The following is a 17999-nucleotide window of genomic DNA, read 5'->3' as shown; positions in this document are numbered from 1 at the left end:
CAGTTTAACTGAAAATGTGGGCGGATTACAGCGGCCAGAGGTGGTCGATGATCAGCTGCACGCTGCGGTTGCCGCGAAACTCGTTGATATCCAGCTTATAGGCCAGCTCAACCTGCTTAACGCTTGGGTCAGGCCACAGTGCGGTGTCGATGTTGAAAGCGATGCCGTCGAGCAGCGGCCCGCCACCCAGTGGTTCGATCATCACCTTCAGATGACGTTCCCCCACCAGGCGCTGCTGGATCAGTTTGAACTTGCCGTCAAACTGCGGCTCCGGAAAGGACTGGCCCCACGGCCCGGCTTCCCGCAGCAGTTCAGCTGTTGGCAGCGTCAACTCCTGCGCCATCAGCTCACCGTCTGACCAGATCACGCCCTGCAGCGATTCCGCATCCAGCCACTCGCCGACCAGGTCGCCAAAGCGCTGGCGGAACTCGTCAAACTTCGCTTCTTCCAGTGACAGACCGGCCGCCATGGCATGACCGCCAAACTTCAGCATCAGCCCAGGATTCAGCGTGTCCAGCCTTTCCAGCGCATCGCGCATGTGCAGCCCGGCAATGGAGCGTCCCGAACCTTTCAGCACGCCGTCACCCGAGGGAGCAAAAGCAATCACCGGTCGGTGGAAACGCTCTTTCAGCCGGGAAGCCAGAATGCCCACCACGCCCTGATGCCACTCCGGATGATACATGGCAATGCCTAACGGCAGCGCCTCGCTGCTTCTCTCAAGTTTGTCGCACAGCGCCAGCGCTTCCGTCTGCATGCCCTGCTCAATCTCTTTGCGCGTCTGGTTCAGCGCATCCAGTTCGCTGGCCAGCATTCTGGCCTGGGCAATGTCCTCACTCAGCAGCAATGCCACGCCGACCGACATATCGTCCAGTCGCCCGGCCGCGTTCAGCCGTGGTCCCAGTGCGAACCCCAGATCGTTTGCGGCAAGCTGACGGGCATCGCGGTTCGCCACTTCCAGTAGTGCCTTGATCCCGGCACGACATTTCCCGGCGCGGATGCGGCTCAGCCCCTGCCAGACCAAAATACGGTTATTGGCATCCAGCGGCACCACGTCCGCCACCGTGCCCAACGCCACTAAATCCAGCAGTTCAGCCAGATTGGGCAATGTTTCTGCACCGCTGTCGCGCAGACGGGCACGCAGTGCCAGCATCAGGTAGAAAGCCACGCCCACGCCTGCCAGCGATCGCGACGGGAACGCGCAGCCGTCAAGGTTAGGATTAACGATCGCCTCTGCCTCCGGCAGCGTCTCGCCCGGCAGGTGGTGATCGGTGATCACCACCGCAATGCCCTTCTCATGCGCGAGGCTGACGCCAGCATGGGAGGAAATACCGTTATCCACGGTGACGATCAACTGAGCGCCACGAGCGGCAGCCTGCCCGACCACTTCCGGACTCAGACCGTAACCATCATCAAAGCGATTTGGCACCAGATATTTGACGTTACGTCCGCCCATGCTGCGCAGCGCCAGTACCGTCAGGGCCGTACTGGTTGCACCATCGGCGTCAAAATCGCCGACGATCATAATGCACAGGTTGTCACTAATGGCCTGCTGCAGAATTTCAGCCGCCCGCTCAATGCCATCCAGGGAGTGGAAAGCATGAAGGTGTTTTGCCCCACGCTCCAGCTCTGTCGCCAGTTGAACACCACGGTGCAGATAAAGGCGGCGAAGCAGAGGATGCAGATCGTCAGGAAGATTACAGCCTTCCGCCGCCTCACGGCGACGGAGTTCGGTTTTACTGTTCACTGCGCTCAGCCACCCTTCTGGCTGTCAAGCATCTGCTTCATTTCCTGCGGCCCCTGGTAGCCTGGGATCATCATGCCGTTCTGCAGCAGAATAGCTGGCGTACCCTGAATACCGTACAGAATACCCAGTTTATAGTGCTGAGCCAGGTCGATATTGCAGTCTGCCGGAGTAACGGCTTCGCCTTTCATCGCGGCATCAAAGGCTTTGCGGCGGTCTGCTGAGCACCAGACTGATTTCATGTCTTTGGCAACCTGACCGTTCATGCCTTCCCGTGGAAAGGCAAGGTAGCGCACGGTGATGCCCAGTGCGTTGTAGTCGGCAATCTGGGTGTGCAGCTTGCGGCAGTAGCCACAGGTGATATCGGTAAACACTGTGATCACATGCTGCTCTTTCGGCGCTTTATACACGATCATCTGGTCGCTGAGCGCATCCACTTTTTTCTCCAGCAGCTTGTTAGTCACGTTAACCGGCTGTCCGCCGCTTACGTCATACAGTGGCCCCTGAATAAACTGTTTACCGTCTTCGGTGATGTACAGCACGCCACTTTCAGTCAGCACGGTTTTCATGCCTGGCAGGGTTGAAGGCTGGATCTCAATCTGCTGCAGGCCCAGCTTTTTCAGTGACTGCTGGATGGCTGCATCATCAGCGTGGGCAAAACCGGTGACTGCCGTTATCAGCAGGGAAAGCAAAAGGTGACGCTTCTTCATTTAATGTCCTTAAAGCCTCATTCTCGGGCCGTTTAATCTTCGCGCCAGGCGCGGGAGACGCTGTTGTAAAGAGTGCCCCGCTAAGCGCGAGGGTGATGCTGTTGATGTAACTGACGCAGCCGCTCGGTGGCGACGTGCGTATAAATCTGGGTGGTCGACAAATCACTGTGCCCCAGCAGCATCTGGACAACTCGCAAATCGGCACCGTGGTTCAGCAGATGAGTGGCAAACGCATGGCGCAGCACGTGCGGGGACAGTTTCTCGCTGTCGATCCCTGCCAGTGTGGCGTAATGTTTAATCCGATGCCAGAAAGTTTGCCGGGTCATTTGTTGCGCGCGACTGCTGGGAAACAGCACGTCGAGGGTCTGGCCATTGAGCAACCACGGTCGTCCATACTCAATATACTGTTCCAGCCAGTGCACCGCCTCTTCCCCCAGCGGCACCAGCCGTTCTTTGTTGCCTTTACCAATCACCCGGACCACGCCCTGACGAAGGCTGACATTGCTCAGCGTCAGGGTGACCAGTTCGGTCACGCGCAGGCCGGTGGCATACAGCAACTCCAGCATCGCTTTATCGCGCAGTTCAAGGGGAATTTCGGTGGACGGTGCCTGCAGCAGGCGGTCAATCTGCGCTTCACTGAGGTCTTTCGGCAGGCGCTGCGGCAGTTTAGGAGAAGAGAGCAGCGCGCTGGGATCGTCTTCACGCAGTTTCTCACGGTAGAGATACTGAAACAGACGACGCATGGCGCTGAGCAGGCGTGCCGAGCTGGTAGCCTTATAGCCGCCCTCAACACGTCCGGCCAGAAAGCCCTGCAAATCAACCGTATCCACCCGCAAAAGATCGGATTCATGGTGGGCTAACCAGCCCGCCAGCGACATCAAATCAAGACGATAAGAGGCCACGGTATTTTCAGCCAGGTTGCGCTCAATCCATAAGGCATCAAGAAACTGTTCGATCAGGTCGCTGTCCTGCACGTCATCCCCTTTGTTCACCCGTGCGGCGAAAAAAGCCGTCAAAGTTCAATTCTGATATAATCCGCGCCATTGCACCATGCACAATGAGTTAACCGGATATGAATATTGGTCTCTTTTACGGTTCCAGCACCTGCTATACCGAAATGGCAGCAGAGAAGATCCGTGATTTCATAGGCGAAGACCTCGTCACCCTACACAATCTGAAAGATGACTCACCGCAGCTGATGGAAAAGTACGACATGCTGATCCTCGGCATTCCCACCTGGGACTTCGGCGAACTGCAGGAGGACTGGGAAGCCATCTGGACCGAATTGCCTGCGCTGAATCTTAACGGTAAAGTGGTGGCACTGTATGGTATGGGCGATCAGGCCGAATACAGCGAATGGTTCCTGGATGCGCTGGGTATGCTGCATGACGTGCTGGCTCCGCTGGACGTGAAGTTTGTCGGCTTCTGGCCTAACGAAGGTTACGAGTTCACCAGCAAAAAACCGCTGACCGCAGATGGCCGCCAGTTTGTTGGCCTGGCGCTGGATGACGTCAATCAGTTTGAAGCAACTGACGAGCGCATTGCGCAGTGGTGCGAGCAGATCCTGACGGAAATGGCTGACACGCTGTAATCCTGCCAGCCGCCTAAGCGGCATGTCCAGCACTGAGCAGTTGCTGTCGCAGCTGCCGCCATTCCTCCTCGGCCATACTGTCGCGCACCAGCCACAGCTTTTCCTGCTCGCCTCTGGGCGTACGCAGCGCCAGCAGGATCGCCTGTCGGGTCATCCACGGCCGCCCGCAGATTTGCCAGCGTTTCTGGCGCCACTGCATTTGTCGTCCTTCCAGCAGGGCAATATCCCCTTCCCGGCTGCGAATACGCCGCTGGCTGCGCACGCACTCGAACACCACCAGCGTCAGCAGTAACATCCACACCACCGTGTAGCTGGCAGGCCAGGGAGCCAGCAGGAGCAACAGGATCACCACACCATGCAGCAGCAGCGAGACCCACTGCGCACGCCAGGAGACCCGCAGATCAGAGTGCCACAGGGCCACGTTGCTGGTTTCGCTGCTGGATCAGGTGCACCATTCGCTTCAGTTCTGCATCGGCCGGTTCGCCGTGATTCATCAGCCAGTTGAACAAATCGGGATCGTCACTCTCCAGCAGGCGAACAAACACATGTTTGTCGCTGTCGCTCAGTGAATCATATTCATACTCGAAAAACGGCATGATGGAGATATCCAGTTCACGCATGCCGCGACGGCAGGCCCAGTGAACGCGGGCTCTATTACTAATATCCATTTTTTCCATCGTCAGTCAGTCAAACATGCTGGCTAGTGTAACGCTTTTTCGCCGGGATGTTGATGCAGCAATTTTCTGCTTTTGTACCGCTTCGCAAAGCAGGTGCATGTGTTGCAGGGTTATCACACGTTTTGTGCGTCGTTTCCAGGAAACAGGTTGCAAAGCCGGTCGGCTCTTTTAACATGACTGACAGGGTTTACCTTAAATCAGGAATACATCATGCCGACTTTATCTTTTCCGCCTCGTCAACCTGCGGCTTCGGCACGCCTGCCGCTTACGCTGATCTCGCTGGAAGAGTGGGCGTTGGTTAACGTTACCGGCGCAGATCGCGTCAGCTACCTGCAGGGTCAGGTCACGCTGGATGTGGCTGCACTGGGTGCGGCTGACCACCTCCCTGCTGCCCATTGTGATGCCAAAGGCAAAATGTGGAGCAACCTGCGCCTGTTCCATCGCGGTGAGGGACTTGCCTATCTGGTGCGCCGCAGCCTGCGCGACACGCAGATTACCGAACTGAAAAAATATGCCGTGTTCTCCAAAGTCACCATCGCCGCCGATGACGAAGTAATACTGCTCGGCGTGGCTGGCTTTCAGGCACGCACAGCTTTAGCCAGCTTCTTTGACACGCTGCCGGATGCTGAAACTCCGGTGGTGCAGCAGGATGATACCACCCTGTTATGGTTTGCCCTGCCCGCTGAGCGTTTCCTGCTGGTAACGAGCCGTGATAAAGCCCTGGCACTGCGCGAAGCGCTGGACGGGCAGGCGCAGCTGACCGACAGCTCCCAGTGGCTGGCACTGAATATTGAAGCCGGTTTCCCGGTAATAGATGACGTAACCAGCGCGCAGTTTATTCCGCAGGCCACCAATCTTCAGGCGCTGGATGCCATCAGCTTTAAGAAAGGCTGCTACACCGGTCAGGAGATGGTTGCTCGTGCAAAATTCCGTGGTGCCAACAAGCGTGCGCTGTTCTGGCTGGCCGGGAGCGCCGGGCGAGTTCCCGCCGCTAATGACTCGCTGGAAATGAAGCTGGGAGAAAACTGGCGTCGCACCGGAACTATTCTGTCGGCTTGCCAACTGGATAACGGTGAGGTTTGGGTTCAGGCGGTGCTGAATAATGACCTGGAACCAGACAGCGAGCTGCGTGTGCAGGGTGATGATGGCGGTAAGCTGACGATCCAGCCGCTGCCGTACGAGCTGAGTTAACCTGACGAACCCATTCGTGTGAGCTAATAAAAACTGAGCTTGATGAAAATAGTCTCTGCATTATCAAAATCAGTACCTGCGCGGGGAGTCGGTCTGTTAAAGGACTGACTCACCTTTGGCATATGAGTCGTTGCCTGTTCATCTCACCTTTAGCATCTGAATCATTGCCCATTCATCACGAAACATAGAGATAGATAGCCAGGAAGTGGCAGATGCTGCCGCCCAGCACGAACCCGTGCCAAATCGCGTGGTTATACGGGATCCGCTTCGAGACATAAAAGATCACCCCCAGCGAATAAATCACCCCGCCCGCCGCCAGCAGCCAGACACCTACCGGTGAGAGCTTAATGGCCAACTGATAGATAACAATCAGCGACAACCAGCCCATCAGCAGATAGGTGATCACCGACAGCGCCTCAAAGCGGTGAACAAACGCCAGTTTGAACAACACCCCAATCAGCGCCAGGCTCCAGATAATCACCATCAGTCCGTGTGCCAACGGCGACTTCAGACCGACCAGTAAAAAAGGAGTGTAAGTGCCCGCTATCAAAATATAGATAGCGCAGTGATCCAGCTTTTTAAGCCAGTACTTCGCCCGCTGGTGTGGAATCGCATGATAAAGGGTGGAAGCCAGAAACAGCAGGATCATACTGCCGCCATACAGGCTGTAGCTGGTGATCGCCATGATGCCAGCCTGGCTGTCTACCGCCTGGATCAGTAGCAACACCAGACCGACGATACCAAAAATAAAACCGATGCCGTGGCTGATGCTGTTTGCCACTTCCTCGGCAAGGGAATAGCCGTGCGCTAATAACGTTTTTTCGGCCATATTCTCTTACTCTCCCTACTCTGAAGCGGGCTTGTTGACCGCGCAAGATACGTGAAATCAACGCTCGGTACTGACTCTGAGTATCGGCCAGCACGCCCGAAAATTGAGCACAACTAGCGTAGCTGAGAATAATTTCAGAGTACACATGTAAGCTAAAAATAAACTGTGAATGCCTGTAACACGAACAGCACACAACTATAGGTTCGGCAGATTTCGCGGAGATGACACGGTGGATGGCACGGGTAAAACCCCTGCCTCAGGGTGGCAAAATCTGCTAATGTAGTGATTCTCCGGGATTTGAGCGCCGCTATGTTTACCCATCATAACCTTGCCACCCTGAACGGCCTGGAACTGCAGGTCTACAACTATGCGATAAAAAATCGTGACAAGGTCATGTATATGACCATTCTCGAGCTGGCCGATGCCGCTGCGCTCTCCACCACCACCGTGCTGCGGTTTTGCCGGAAGATGAATTGCGATGGCTATTCCGAATTTCGAATTCGTTTTAAATTATACCTTGAGCAGGAACAGCAGCTTCCGGGCCAGTCCGGCATCAGCGAAATCGTCAGTTTTTTTAAAAGTATTAATAATACCGAGTTCGAAACGTTAATAGCGGAAGCGGTGGAGCATCTGATTAAAGCTGAGCGTATTATATTTGTCGTTGCCGGAACCTCCGGTACTTTAGGAAAATATGGCGCGCGTTTTTTCTCCAATGTCGGTAAGTTCAGCAGTCACATTGATGATCCTTATTATCCGGTTAACAGTGATATGTATAAAGACGCTGTGGCGATTATATTATCTTTTTCAGGTGAAACGCCGGAGATATTGCGTCTGGCCACGCAATTCAGCCTTCATCACTGCCAGGTGATTTCAATTACCAATAATGATAACTCCTCGCTGGCCCGCATGGCCGACTTCAATCTCTCGTGCCATATGCCACAGCTGCGCATGGCCGGGGAGTATAACGTCACCACCCAGGTGCCAGTGATCTATATTCTGGAAACCATTGGTCGTCAACTCGCCAGCCTGCTGAAATAAAAAACATCCTGTTTTTTTGATGTGACAAATCACCTGCGGGTGAATTTGTTATATCGTGACATTCTTAGCCACCTTGTTACATTCGCAATAATAATAAAACCGAACATCCCGGAAAATTTTTTCCCACATGATGAGTGTACCCTGGCGAGGAATAATCATGGCTCTGAATTACGATAAGGTCGCTGAAGAGATTATTGAATTGATTGGCGGCAATGCTAATGTGATCAATATCACACATTGTGCCACAAGACTGCGGTTTATATTAAAAAGCCACGATGAAGTTAACAAAGATCAATTAAAACGGGTGAAAGGTGTTATTACCGTAATTGAAGCCAGTGGCCAGTTACAGGTGGTGATTGGCAATCATGTCGGCGAGGCCTTTCAGGCCGTGCTGAAGCGGGTCAATATTGATGATAATGCCGCAATGGCTGCGCCGAACGTGGGCATCGTCAGCCGCCTGATGGACATTATCTCCAGTATTTTCGCCCCGTTCCTCTATCCGCTGGCAGCCTGTGGCGTGCTGCAGGGTATCCTCTCGCTGGTCACCGCGCTGGGCTGGATGGATCAGGCCAGCGGCGCGTATCGCATTCTGAATTTAGTCTCGTGGACCGGCTTTACTTTCCTGCCGGTAATGGTGGCCTTCACCGCCGCAAAGAAATTTAACGTTAACCCTTTCACCGCCGTGATTGCAGCCTGTGCACTGATCAGTCCGGATTATATGAACATGCTGGCCGCCAACAAAATCGTACTGGCGAACTCGGCAGATCCCGCCATGCAGCAACTGATGAAAGAAGCGATCGCGACCCCGGACATCGCCAAAATTCTGGTGGAAGTTGTCGGAGTTCCGGTTAATGCACCGACGCTGGACTTCTTCGGCATTCCGGTAAAATATCTGACTTACACCGCCTCAGTGATCCCGATCATCCTGATGGTCTGGGTGATGTCGTATGTTCAGCACTTCTTTGAGCGCATTTTGCCGCTGGTGATCCGCAACCTGTTCACGCCGCTGTTCTGCATCGCAATCATGGTGCCGATGACGCTGCTGGCCTTCGGGCCGATTGGGAATGCGACAGGCGGCGCAATCGGCGGCGTTTACAACACGCTGTACCACCTCAGCCCGTCGATAGCCGGATTTGTGGTTGGCGCACTGTGGATGCCGCTGGTGACGCTGGGCGTGCACTGGGGGATTACACCGGTCACCGTCGGTAACTATGCCACGCTGGGTTACGACACTTTTACCGGGCTGCAGGCCTCTCCGGTCTTTGCGATGGCCGGAGCCACCTTCGGCGTCTGGCTGAAAGCGAAAGATGCCGAAATGAAACGGGTCGCTCTGTCAGCAGGCATGACCGCGCTGTTTGGTATTACCGAACCGGCAATCTATGGCGTAGCGCTGCGGCTGAAGCGGCCGATGATCTGCGGTTGCCTGGCCGGAGCCGTCGGGGGAGCCGTGGCCGGATTCTTTAATGCCGTCTCCTGGAGTTACTGTCTGCCGGGCATTGCGGTGCTGCCAGTGTTTTTCAAAGAGGGGCACATGCCACAGTTTATCGGCTTCCTGCTGTCAATCAGCGTGGCCTTTGTGCTGGGCGCGGTGTTCACCTGGTTTGCCGGATTTAAAGAGCTGCCGGGGGATAAAGCGCACAGCACCAGTTCACTGAAACCTTCACAGGACTGATTTGCCACTAAAAAATGTATCAGCTATAAGGACGGAATTGATGACCACACATCAGCAGTTACCAAAAGATTTCCTCTGGGGAGGTGCCGTTGCCGCGCATCAGGTTGAAGGCGGCTGGGATCAAGGCGGTAAGGGCGTCAGCATTGCGGATGTTCTTTCCGGCGGCGCTCACGGCCTGGACCGGGTGATGACCGATGGCATTCAGCCAGGCTACAGCTACCCCAACCATCAGGCGGTGGAATTTTACTCCCATTATAAAGAGGATGTGGCGCTGTTCGCCGAGATGGGATTTAAGTGCTTCCGCACCTCAATCGCCTGGACGCGCATCTTCCCCAACGGCGATGAGCTGGAGCCGAATGAAGCGGGCCTGCAGTTTTATGACGACCTGTTCGATGAGCTGTTGAAATACAACATCGAGCCGGTGATTACCCTGTCGCACTTCGAGATGCCGTATCACCTGGTGAAAGAGTATGGCGGCTGGCTGAACCGCAAAGTGGTTGATTTCTTTGTGCGCTTCAGCGAGGTAGTGCTGGAACGTTACAAGGGCAAAGTGAAGTACTGGATGACCTTTAACGAGATCAATAATCAGCGCAACTGGAAATATCCGCTGTTCGGCTACTGCTGTTCCGGCGTGGTATTCACCGACCACGCTAAGCCCGAGCAGGCGATGTATCAGGTACTGCATCACCAGTTCGTTGCCAGCGCGAAGGTGGTCAAACTGGGTCATGAGATCAATCAGGATTTCCAGATTGGCTGCATGATTGCCATGGTGCCGCTTTACCCGTGGTCCTGCCATCCGGATGACGTGATGCTGGCCCATGAGGCTATGCGCGAACGCTATCTGTTCGGCGATGTGCATATGCGTGGCTACTACCCCTCCTACATCCTCAACGAGTGGGTGCGTAAGGGTTATCACATTGAGATGCAGCAAGGGGATGCTGAAACGCTGCGTGAAGGCTGCGCCGACTACATTGGCCTGAGCTACTACATGAGCAACGCAGTGCAGGCCAATGCACAGGGCAGCGGCAGCGCAGTTTCCGGCTTTGAAGGCAGCGTACCAAACCCTCATGTGAAAGCCTCCGACTGGGGCTGGCAGATCGATCCGGTCGGGCTGCGTTACAGTCTTGCCGCCCTGTACGAGCGCTATCAAAAACCGTTATTCATCGTGGAAAACGGCTTCGGGGCAATTGATCAGGCCGGGCCTGACGGGCAGATTAACGACGATTACCGCATTGCCTATCTGCAGGCGCATATCGAACAGATGAAGCTGGCGGTGTTTTACGATGGGGTTGAGCTGATGGGCTATACGCCGTGGGGATGCATTGACTGCGTCTCCTTCACCACCGGCCAGTACAGCAAGCGCTACGGCTTTATCCACGTCGATAAAAATGATGATGGCAGCGGCACACTGACCCGCTCGAAAAAGAAAAGCTTCGGCTGGTATCAGCAGGTGATTGCCAGCAACGGCGAATCTCTCTGAAAAAGCGCAGGGTCGCCATATATGGCGACCAATCTATCTGACCGAAGACTCCGTTTTTTTAACGCCCACCGGCCGCATCAACAAAGGTGCCGGTGACGTAGGAGGCCTCTTCGCTCAGGAGCCAGCTGATAGCCTGAGCGATCTCTTCCGGCTGGCCGCCACGCTGCATCGGAATGGCCGGAGCAACACGATCCACCCTGCCCGGTTCACCGCCGTCGGCATGCATTTCTGTGTAAATATAACCGGGCCGCACGCCATTTACGCGGATGCCGTGCGCTGCCACTTCCAGCGATAATCCTCTGGTCAGCGTATCCATCGCGCCTTTGGAGGCCGCGTAATCTACGTATTCTCCCGGCGCACCAGTACGGGCAGCAGCGGAGGACACATTAACAATCGCCCCACCTTCTCCCCCATGATGGCACCCCATCCTTTTAACCGCCTCGCGACAGCACAAGAAAGTCCCGGTCACATTGGTGGCAAACAGCCGGTTAATCCTCTCCGCCGTCAGTTGCTCAACCGTTGACTGCTGAAACAGGATCCCGGCATTGTTCACCAGCACGCTCAGCGTCCCTGGCAGGCTGTCGATCTGCCGGAACATCGCCATCACCTGCTCCTCATCTGCAATGTCCGCCTGCAGGGTAAATCCCAGGCCACTGTGCTGATGGATAATCTTTACGACCTCTTCCGCCGCTTCCTTATTCCGATGGTAATTCACCACCACACAGTATCCCTGACGGGCCAGCAGAATACTGGTAGCCCGGCCAATCCCCCGGCTGCCTCCGGTCACTAATGCGATTTTCATCTGCCACTCCGCAATAAAAAAAGGGCATGTCATGTGCCCTTTTTACTGTAGTCAAAAATCAGCAGAACTACTCGTATTCGCTCATCGGTACGCAGGAGCAGAACAGGTTACGGTCACCGTAAACGTCATCAAGACGTTTAACGGTTGGCCAGTATTTGTTGTCACTACCTGCCGGGAAGACTGCAAGCTCGCGGGTGTACGGGTGTGACCACTCGCCAACAATTTCCATCTGCGTGTGCGGTGCATTGACCAGCGGATTATCTTCCGCAGGCCATTCACCTGCTGCCACGCGGCCGATTTCCATGCGGATTGACAGCATCGCATCGATAAAGCGGTCCAGCTCAATTTTGCTTTCCGATTCGGTTGGCTCAACCATCAGCGTTCCGGCCACCGGGAAGGACATAGTCGGCGCATGGAAGCCATAGTCAATCAGGCGCTTGGCAATATCCAGCTCGCTGATACCGGTCTGCTCTTTCAGCGGACGAATATCCAGAATACATTCGTGCGCCACGCGACCGTCACGACCAGTGTAGAGGATTGGATAGGCTGACTGCAGGCGGCTAGCGATGTAGTTAGCATTAAGGATAGCCACAGAGCTGGCCTGCTTCAGACCTTCCGCGCCCATCATACGAATGTACATCCAGCTGATTGGCAGGATGGATGCACTGCCAAACGGTGCGGCAGAAACAGCGCCCTGCTGCGTCAGCACGCCATCAATCTGCACCACGCTGTGGCCCGGCACAAACGGGGCCAGGTGGGCTTTCACGCCGATTGGGCCCATACCTGGACCGCCGCCGCCGTGCGGGATACAGAAAGTTTTATGCAGGTTGAGGTGTGAAACATCCGCGCCAATGTAGCCCGGCGTGGTGATACCGACCTGCGCATTCATGTTCGCGCCGTCCAGATAAACCTGGCCGCCGTACTGATGAACGATCTGACAAACCTCGCGGATAGTTTCTTCATACACACCGTGAGTCGACGGGTAAGTCACCATGATGCAGGAGAGCGAGTCGCCGGTCTGTTCAGCTTTTACCCGCAGGTCGTGCAGGTCAATGTTACCCTGCTTGTCACAGGCAACCACTACGACTTCCATCCCCGCCATCTGCGCAGAAGCCGGGTTGGTGCCGTGCGCAGAGCTTGGGATCAGGCAGATATTACGCCCGCCTTCATTGCGACTTTCATGGTAGCGACGGATTGCCAGCAAACCAGCATATTCGCCCTGTGCGCCGGAGTTAGGCTGCATGCACAGTGCATCATAGCCGGTCAGCTGCACCAGCCACTGGGAAAGCTGACCGATCATCTGCAGATAGCCGGTAGCCTGATCGGCCGGGCAGAATGGATGCAGCTCGGAGAACTCCGGCCAGGTGACAGGGATCATCTCTGCTGCGGCGTTCAGTTTCATGGTGCACGATCCCAGCGGGATCATCGCCTGGTTCAGCGCCAGATCTTTGCGCTCCAGGCTGTGCATGTAACGCATCATCTCAGTTTCGCTGTGATGACGGTTGAAGACCGGGTGGCTGAGGATCGCGTCCTGACGCAGCAACGCAGCTGGCACTGACTGGCTGTTTGCCGCGACAGCAGCATCTAACTGGTCAATATCCAGGCCGTGGTTTTCACCCAGCAGAATAGAGAACAGCGCGGCGACATCTTCGCGCAGCGTGGTTTCATTCAGGGTGATGCCAACGGCGTTATGGATATCAGTGCGCAGGTTGACACCAAAACTCAGCGCGCGATCCAGCACCGCAGCTTTGTCGGCCACTTCCACTGTCAGGGTATCGAACCAGTGCTGATGGCGCAGCGTCAGGCCACCTTTCTGCAGGCCCGCCGCCAGAATATCGGTCAGGCGGTGAATACGTGAAGCAATGCGCTTCAGCCCCACCGGGCCGTGGAACACGGCATACAGGCTGGCGATGTTGGCCAGCAGCACCTGAGAGGTACAGATGTTGGAATTCGCTTTCTCGCGGCGGATGTGTTGCTCGCGGGTCTGCATCGCCATACGCAACGCAGTGTTCCCTGCGGCATCGCGGGAAACGCCGATGATACGACCCGGCATAGAACGTTTGTGCTCGTCGCGGGCGGCAAAGAAGGCCGCGTGTGGACCGCCGTAGCCCATTGGCACGCCAAAGCGCTGAGCGGAACCGAACACGATATCCGCACCCTGTTTACCCGGAGCCTGCAGCAGGACCAGCGACATAAAGTCAGCCGCAACAGCGACGATCGCCTTGCGCTCTTTCAGTTCAGCAATCAGGCTGGTGTAGTCATGCGCTTCGCCAGTTGTGCCGATCTGCTGTAACAGCACGCCAAACACTTGCTGGTGATCCAGCACTTTCTCCGCCTTATCGACCAACACCTCGAAACCAAAGGTTTCTGCACGGGTGCGCACCACATCCAGTGTTTGCGGGTGAATATCATCAGCCACGAAGAAGCGGTTGGCCCCTTTCAGCTTGCTGACGCGCTTAGCCATCGCCATCGCTTCAGCGGCGGCTGTCGCTTCATCCAGCAGTGAGGCAGAAGCGATATCCAGGCCGGTCAGATCCAGCGTGACCTGCTGGAAATTAAGCAGCGCCTCAAGACGTCCCTGAGACACTTCCGGCTGATAAGGAGTGTAAGCGGTGTACCAGCCCGGATTTTCCAGCATATTACGCAGGATCACCGGCGGGGTGAGCACCGGGGTGTAACCCATGCCGATATAGGATTTGTAACACAGGTTCTGACTGGCAATGGCCTTCAGTTCCGCCAGTGCCTGATGCTCAGTCAGGGCATCACCGATCGCCGGTGGACCAGGCAGCTGAATATCCGCTGGTACGATAGAGGCGATCAGGTCGGTGAGAGAGCGGGCACCGGTGGCATTTAACATCGCATTCTGCTGCTCCTGCGATGGGCCGATATGGCGTTCGATAAACGCGCCGGTGTGTTCAAGCTGGCTGAGAGTCTGGGTCATTAGCAACAAATCCTGATTACGGGTTATTCGTCGATGCTGGTTTTATAAGCATCGGCATCCAGCAGTGAATCCAGTTCAGATTCATTGCTGGCTTTAATACGGAACAGCCAGCCTTCCGCATACGGGGCGCTGTTAACCAGCTCCGGCTCGCCGTCCAACGCATCGTTCACGGCAATCACTTCACCGCTGATCGGGGCATAGATATCAGAGGCCGCTTTTACGGACTCGGCCACGGCGCAGTCATCGCCCTGGCTGTAGGTGTTGCCCACATCCGGCAGATCAACAAACACCATATCGCCCAGCAGTTCCTGGGCGTGTTCGGTAATCCCGACGGTGTAGGTGCCATCGGCTTCTTTACGCACCCACTCGTGGCTGTCACGGTATTTCAATTCATTTGGTACATTGCTCATCGCCAGCTCTCCTGAAGTTATTATTGGGCGGCTTGCCGTCAGGGGCCGCCCGCGGCTTAATTGCCCTGTTATGCGACCGGTTTACCGGCGCGAACAAAAATCGGTTTGGTGACTTTCACCGGCATTTCACGGTTGCGGATCTGTACGATAGCCTGTTCGCCAATCCCCGCAGGGACGCGGGCCAGCGCAATGCTGCACCCTAAAGTGGGAGAGAAGGAGCCGCTGGTGATCACCCCTTCCTGCAGATTGCCCTGGGCATCGGTAAAACGCACCGGCAGTTCATTACGCAGCACGCCCTTTTCGGTCATGATCAGGCCGACCAGCTGTTCGGTGCCCTTTTCACGCTGGGCTTCCAGCGCTTCACGACCAATGAAATCACGATCTTCAGGCTGCCATGCCACGGTCCACCCCATATTGGCGGCCAGCGGAGATATACCCTCATCCATCTCCTGACCGTATAAATTCATCCCCGCTTCCAGACGCAAGGTGTCACGTGCGCCCAGGCCAGCTGGCTTCACGCCCGCAGCGACCAGCTTCTGCCAGAAATCTGCTGCCTGATCGTTTGGCAGCGCAATTTCATAACCGGCTTCACCGGTGTAACCCGTGGTGGCAATAAACAACTCCCCTGCCTGCACGCCAAAGAAGGGCTTCATACCGGCGACGGCCTGGCGCTGGGCATCATTAAACAGGCTCTGTGCTTTGGCCTGAGCATTCGGGCCCTGCACGGCAATCAGCGACAGGTCGTCACGCTCAGTCAGTTGCACGCCAAACGGCTCAGCATGTTGGGTGATCCAAGCCAGATCTTTTTCGCGGGTAGCAGAGTTGACCACCAGACGGAAAAAGTCTTCGGTCATAAAGTAAACAATCAGATCGTCAATTACGCCAGCGGAAGCATTCAGCATTCCGGTGTACAGGGCTTTACCTGGCTGGGCCAGTTTGGCGACATCGTTGGCAAGGAGGTAGCGCAGGAAGTCGCGAGTGCGGGCTCCACGCAGGTCGACAATGGTCATGTGCGACACGTCAAACATACCGGCATCGGTACGGACCGCGTGGTGTTCATCCATCTGGGAGCCATAGTGTAGCGGCATCATCCAGCCATGGAAATCCACCATGCGTGCGCCGCAAGCCTGATGTTGTTCGAACAAGGGGGTCTGCTGAGTCATATCATTCCTGTGCTTTGCTGGTTGTCCGGTGCCTGCCCTGGCAAAATCACGCCTGGCGCAAACGTTACCCAGGCTCTGAACTTACCACCGAATGCGGCCATTAACCATAAGTTAAACGGGGTCGAATCGTTATGGTGCAGCGCGGAGACGCTGGTCAGTTTCCAGCATTTTTCACCACAAATCTGCACCAAACCGCACATAAACGGCAGTAATCAATAAAAAAGTCAGTTTAAAAATAGCGAATCGGCCCCTGACGGCTGAAATCCCGCTGCACTAAAATAAATAATGCATAAAAAAATATAATGCGAAGTGAGCGGTTAAATTAGAATTTTTCAAACGATGACCCAAAATGGGGCACAGGGAATAGCGGGTTCAACGACGAAGGAGGTGTGCAGGCTACACACCTAATCAGGGTCAATTTGGAAAAAAGATATTGCCGGAAGGATGGACAGGGAAATACTGACCGCGATTTCCCCGGAAAAAAGGTAAGCGGCAGAGAGCGTGAAGTCAGGGCAGCATTGCGCTACCCTGATCAGACAGCTTAGCGCAGCCACTCCGGCAGGTCGTTAAGGCCCATCGCCTGCTTCAGCAGACGCGGCTTAACGCCCGGCAGATTGTCGGCCAGGCTCAGACCGATATCCCGCAGCAGTTTTTTCGCCGGGTTATTGCCATTAAACAGCTCACGAAAGCCCTGCATCCCTGCCAGCATCATTGCCGCACTGTGCTTGCGGCTGCGTTCATAGCGACGCAGATAGAGGTGCTGACCAATATCTTTGCCCTGCTGGTGCAGACGCTTCACTTCACCAATCAGCTCTGCCGCATCCATAAAGCCGAGGTTCACTCCCTGCCCTGCCAGCGGATGAATGGTGTGTGCCGCATCTCCCACCAACGCCAGACGATGTGCTGCAAAATTACGAGCATAACGCCCCATCAATGGGAAAGTTTTGCGCTCGCTTTCAACGTTGCACAAACCCAGACGCAGATCGAAGGCCACAGACAGCTGCTGATTGAACAGCTCTTCCGGCATTGATTGCAGACGTGTCGCTTCCTGCGGCGGCAGGGACCAGACAATGGAGCTGAGATGCGGATCGCTTAGTGGCAGGAAAGCCAGAATGCCCTCGCCGTGGAAAACCTGACGCGCGACGGCATCGTGCGGCTTCTCAGTACGGATGTTGGCCACCAGCGCGTGGTGCTCATAGTCCCAGAACGCCAGCGGGATATCCGCCTTGTTGCGCAACCACGAGTTGGCGCCGTCTGCTGCGATCAGCAGTCGGGCACTCATCATCGTGCCGTCATTCAGGGTCACAAATGCTTCGTTATCCCCAAAAGCCACCTGCTGCAGCTCAGCTGGCGAAATCAGCGTGATATCACTCAGCTCACTGGCTTTGTTCCACAATGCCTTATGGATCACCGCATTCTCAATAATGTGCCCCAGATGCGCCAGCCCCTGCTGCGCGTCATCAAAGGCAATCTGCCCAAAGCTGTCGCGATCCCAGACTTCCATGCCGTGATAGGCACTGGCACGACTGGCAAGAATGCTGCTCCAGACGTCCAGGTGCAGCAGCAGGCGTTCGCTGGCGGCATTGATTGCGGAAACCCGCAGCGCAGGCGCAGCATCGTCAGCCAGCGCAACCGGCGTTTCTCTTTCCAGCACAGCCACCTTCATCCCGCTGCCCTGCAGGCCGCAGGCCACAGCCAGACCGACCATGCCGCCTCCGGCAACGATCACATCATAGGTTTGCATCACTGCTCTC

General features: G+C 55.6%; 16 protein-coding genes. 5 read left to right on the top strand and 11 right to left on the bottom strand.

What is annotated here, in order from left to right:
• Positions 1–25: 25 nt before the first annotated feature.
• From recJ to xerD, 3 genes are all read right to left on the bottom strand, one after another.
• Positions 26–1744 (bottom strand): single-stranded-DNA-specific exonuclease RecJ, encoded by a 1719-nt coding sequence (gene recJ, locus AC3Y5R_RS05630; RefSeq protein ID WP_489920501.1) that lies wholly within the window; start codon positions 1742–1744, stop codon positions 26–28.
• 5 nt (positions 1745–1749) lie between these two features.
• Complete coding sequence (dsbC, locus tag AC3Y5R_RS05625; RefSeq protein ID WP_489920500.1) at positions 1750–2451, bottom strand: bifunctional protein-disulfide isomerase/oxidoreductase DsbC; 702 nt, start codon at positions 2449–2451, stop codon at positions 1750–1752.
• Between the two features lie 80 nt (positions 2452–2531).
• Complete coding sequence (xerD, locus tag AC3Y5R_RS05620; protein ID WP_489920581.1) at positions 2532–3425, bottom strand: site-specific tyrosine recombinase XerD; 894 nt, start codon at positions 3423–3425, stop codon at positions 2532–2534.
• Between the two features lie 98 nt (positions 3426–3523).
• Between xerD and fldB the strand changes: the two genes are divergently transcribed.
• Entirely contained in the window at positions 3524–4042 is a 519-nt protein-coding gene (gene fldB / locus AC3Y5R_RS05615; RefSeq protein ID WP_489920499.1) for a flavodoxin FldB, read from the top strand.
• Between the two features lie 13 nt (positions 4043–4055).
• Here fldB and AC3Y5R_RS05610 read toward each other — a convergent pair whose 3' ends face one another.
• Positions 4056–4463, bottom strand: coding sequence for a protein YgfX (locus AC3Y5R_RS05610; RefSeq protein WP_158783951.1), 408 nt, complete (start codon positions 4461–4463; stop codon positions 4056–4058).
• Complete coding sequence (gene sdhE / locus AC3Y5R_RS05605; protein WP_489920498.1) at positions 4444–4710, bottom strand: FAD assembly factor SdhE; 267 nt, start codon at positions 4708–4710, stop codon at positions 4444–4446. The genes AC3Y5R_RS05610 and sdhE overlap by 20 nt, the downstream gene beginning before the upstream one ends.
• 219 nt (positions 4711–4929) lie before the next feature.
• On the opposite strand from sdhE, the gene ygfZ reads away from it, so the two are divergent.
• Positions 4930–5910, top strand: a complete 981-nt coding sequence (ygfZ, locus tag AC3Y5R_RS05600) for a tRNA-modifying protein YgfZ (RefSeq protein WP_489920497.1) — start codon at positions 4930–4932, stop codon at positions 5908–5910.
• Between the two features lie 175 nt (positions 5911–6085).
• Here the strand turns inward: ygfZ and trhA are convergent, their stop codons facing one another.
• On the bottom strand, positions 6086–6739 hold the full coding sequence (gene trhA / locus AC3Y5R_RS05595) for a PAQR family membrane homeostasis protein TrhA (RefSeq protein WP_489920496.1): 654 nt from the start codon (positions 6737–6739) through the stop codon (positions 6086–6088).
• A gap of 309 nt (positions 6740–7048) precedes the next feature.
• Between trhA and AC3Y5R_RS05590 the strand changes: the two genes are divergently transcribed.
• From AC3Y5R_RS05590 to AC3Y5R_RS05580, 3 genes are all read left to right on the top strand, one after another.
• The gene (locus tag AC3Y5R_RS05590) at positions 7049–7777 is read left to right on the top strand and encodes a MurR/RpiR family transcriptional regulator (protein WP_489920495.1); all 729 of its coding nucleotides are present in this window, start codon (positions 7049–7051) and stop codon (positions 7775–7777) included.
• Positions 7778–7934: 157 nt separating this feature from the next.
• Positions 7935–9449 carry a PTS transporter subunit EIIC gene (locus tag AC3Y5R_RS05585; RefSeq protein ID WP_489920494.1) on the top strand — a complete coding sequence of 505 codons (1515 nt, stop codon included), beginning with the start codon at positions 7935–7937 and terminating at the stop codon, positions 9447–9449.
• Between the two features lie 40 nt (positions 9450–9489).
• Positions 9490–10929, top strand: coding sequence for a 6-phospho-beta-glucosidase (locus AC3Y5R_RS05580; RefSeq protein ID WP_489920493.1), 1440 nt, complete (start codon positions 9490–9492; stop codon positions 10927–10929).
• Positions 10930–10987: 58 nt separating this feature from the next.
• Here AC3Y5R_RS05580 and AC3Y5R_RS05575 read toward each other — a convergent pair whose 3' ends face one another.
• The 5 genes from AC3Y5R_RS05575 to ubiI form a co-directional block, all read right to left on the bottom strand.
• The gene (locus AC3Y5R_RS05575; RefSeq protein WP_489920492.1) at positions 10988–11731 is read right to left on the bottom strand and encodes an SDR family oxidoreductase; all 744 of its coding nucleotides are present in this window, start codon (positions 11729–11731) and stop codon (positions 10988–10990) included.
• A 67-nt stretch (positions 11732–11798) separates the two neighbouring features.
• The gene (gcvP, locus tag AC3Y5R_RS05570) at positions 11799–14672 is read right to left on the bottom strand and encodes an aminomethyl-transferring glycine dehydrogenase (protein ID WP_489920491.1); all 2874 of its coding nucleotides are present in this window, start codon (positions 14670–14672) and stop codon (positions 11799–11801) included.
• 23 nt (positions 14673–14695) lie between these two features.
• Positions 14696–15082 (bottom strand): glycine cleavage system protein GcvH, encoded by a 387-nt coding sequence (gene gcvH / locus AC3Y5R_RS05565; RefSeq protein ID WP_158783942.1) that lies wholly within the window; start codon positions 15080–15082, stop codon positions 14696–14698.
• A 68-nt stretch (positions 15083–15150) separates the two neighbouring features.
• A complete protein-coding gene (gcvT, locus tag AC3Y5R_RS05560) occupies positions 15151–16245 on the bottom strand; it encodes a glycine cleavage system aminomethyltransferase GcvT (protein ID WP_489920490.1) in 1095 nt (364 codons plus the stop codon).
• A 541-nt stretch (positions 16246–16786) separates the two neighbouring features.
• Positions 16787–17989: an FAD-dependent 2-octaprenylphenol hydroxylase gene (ubiI, locus tag AC3Y5R_RS05555; protein WP_489920580.1), complete on the bottom strand. Its 1203-nt coding sequence runs from the start codon at positions 17987–17989 to the stop codon at positions 16787–16789.
• Between the last annotated feature and the right edge of the window lie 10 nt (positions 17990–17999).

This window comes from Erwinia sp. 009765445, from assembly GCF_058137865.1.
This window is presented reverse-complemented; position numbering and strand designations above follow the sequence as displayed.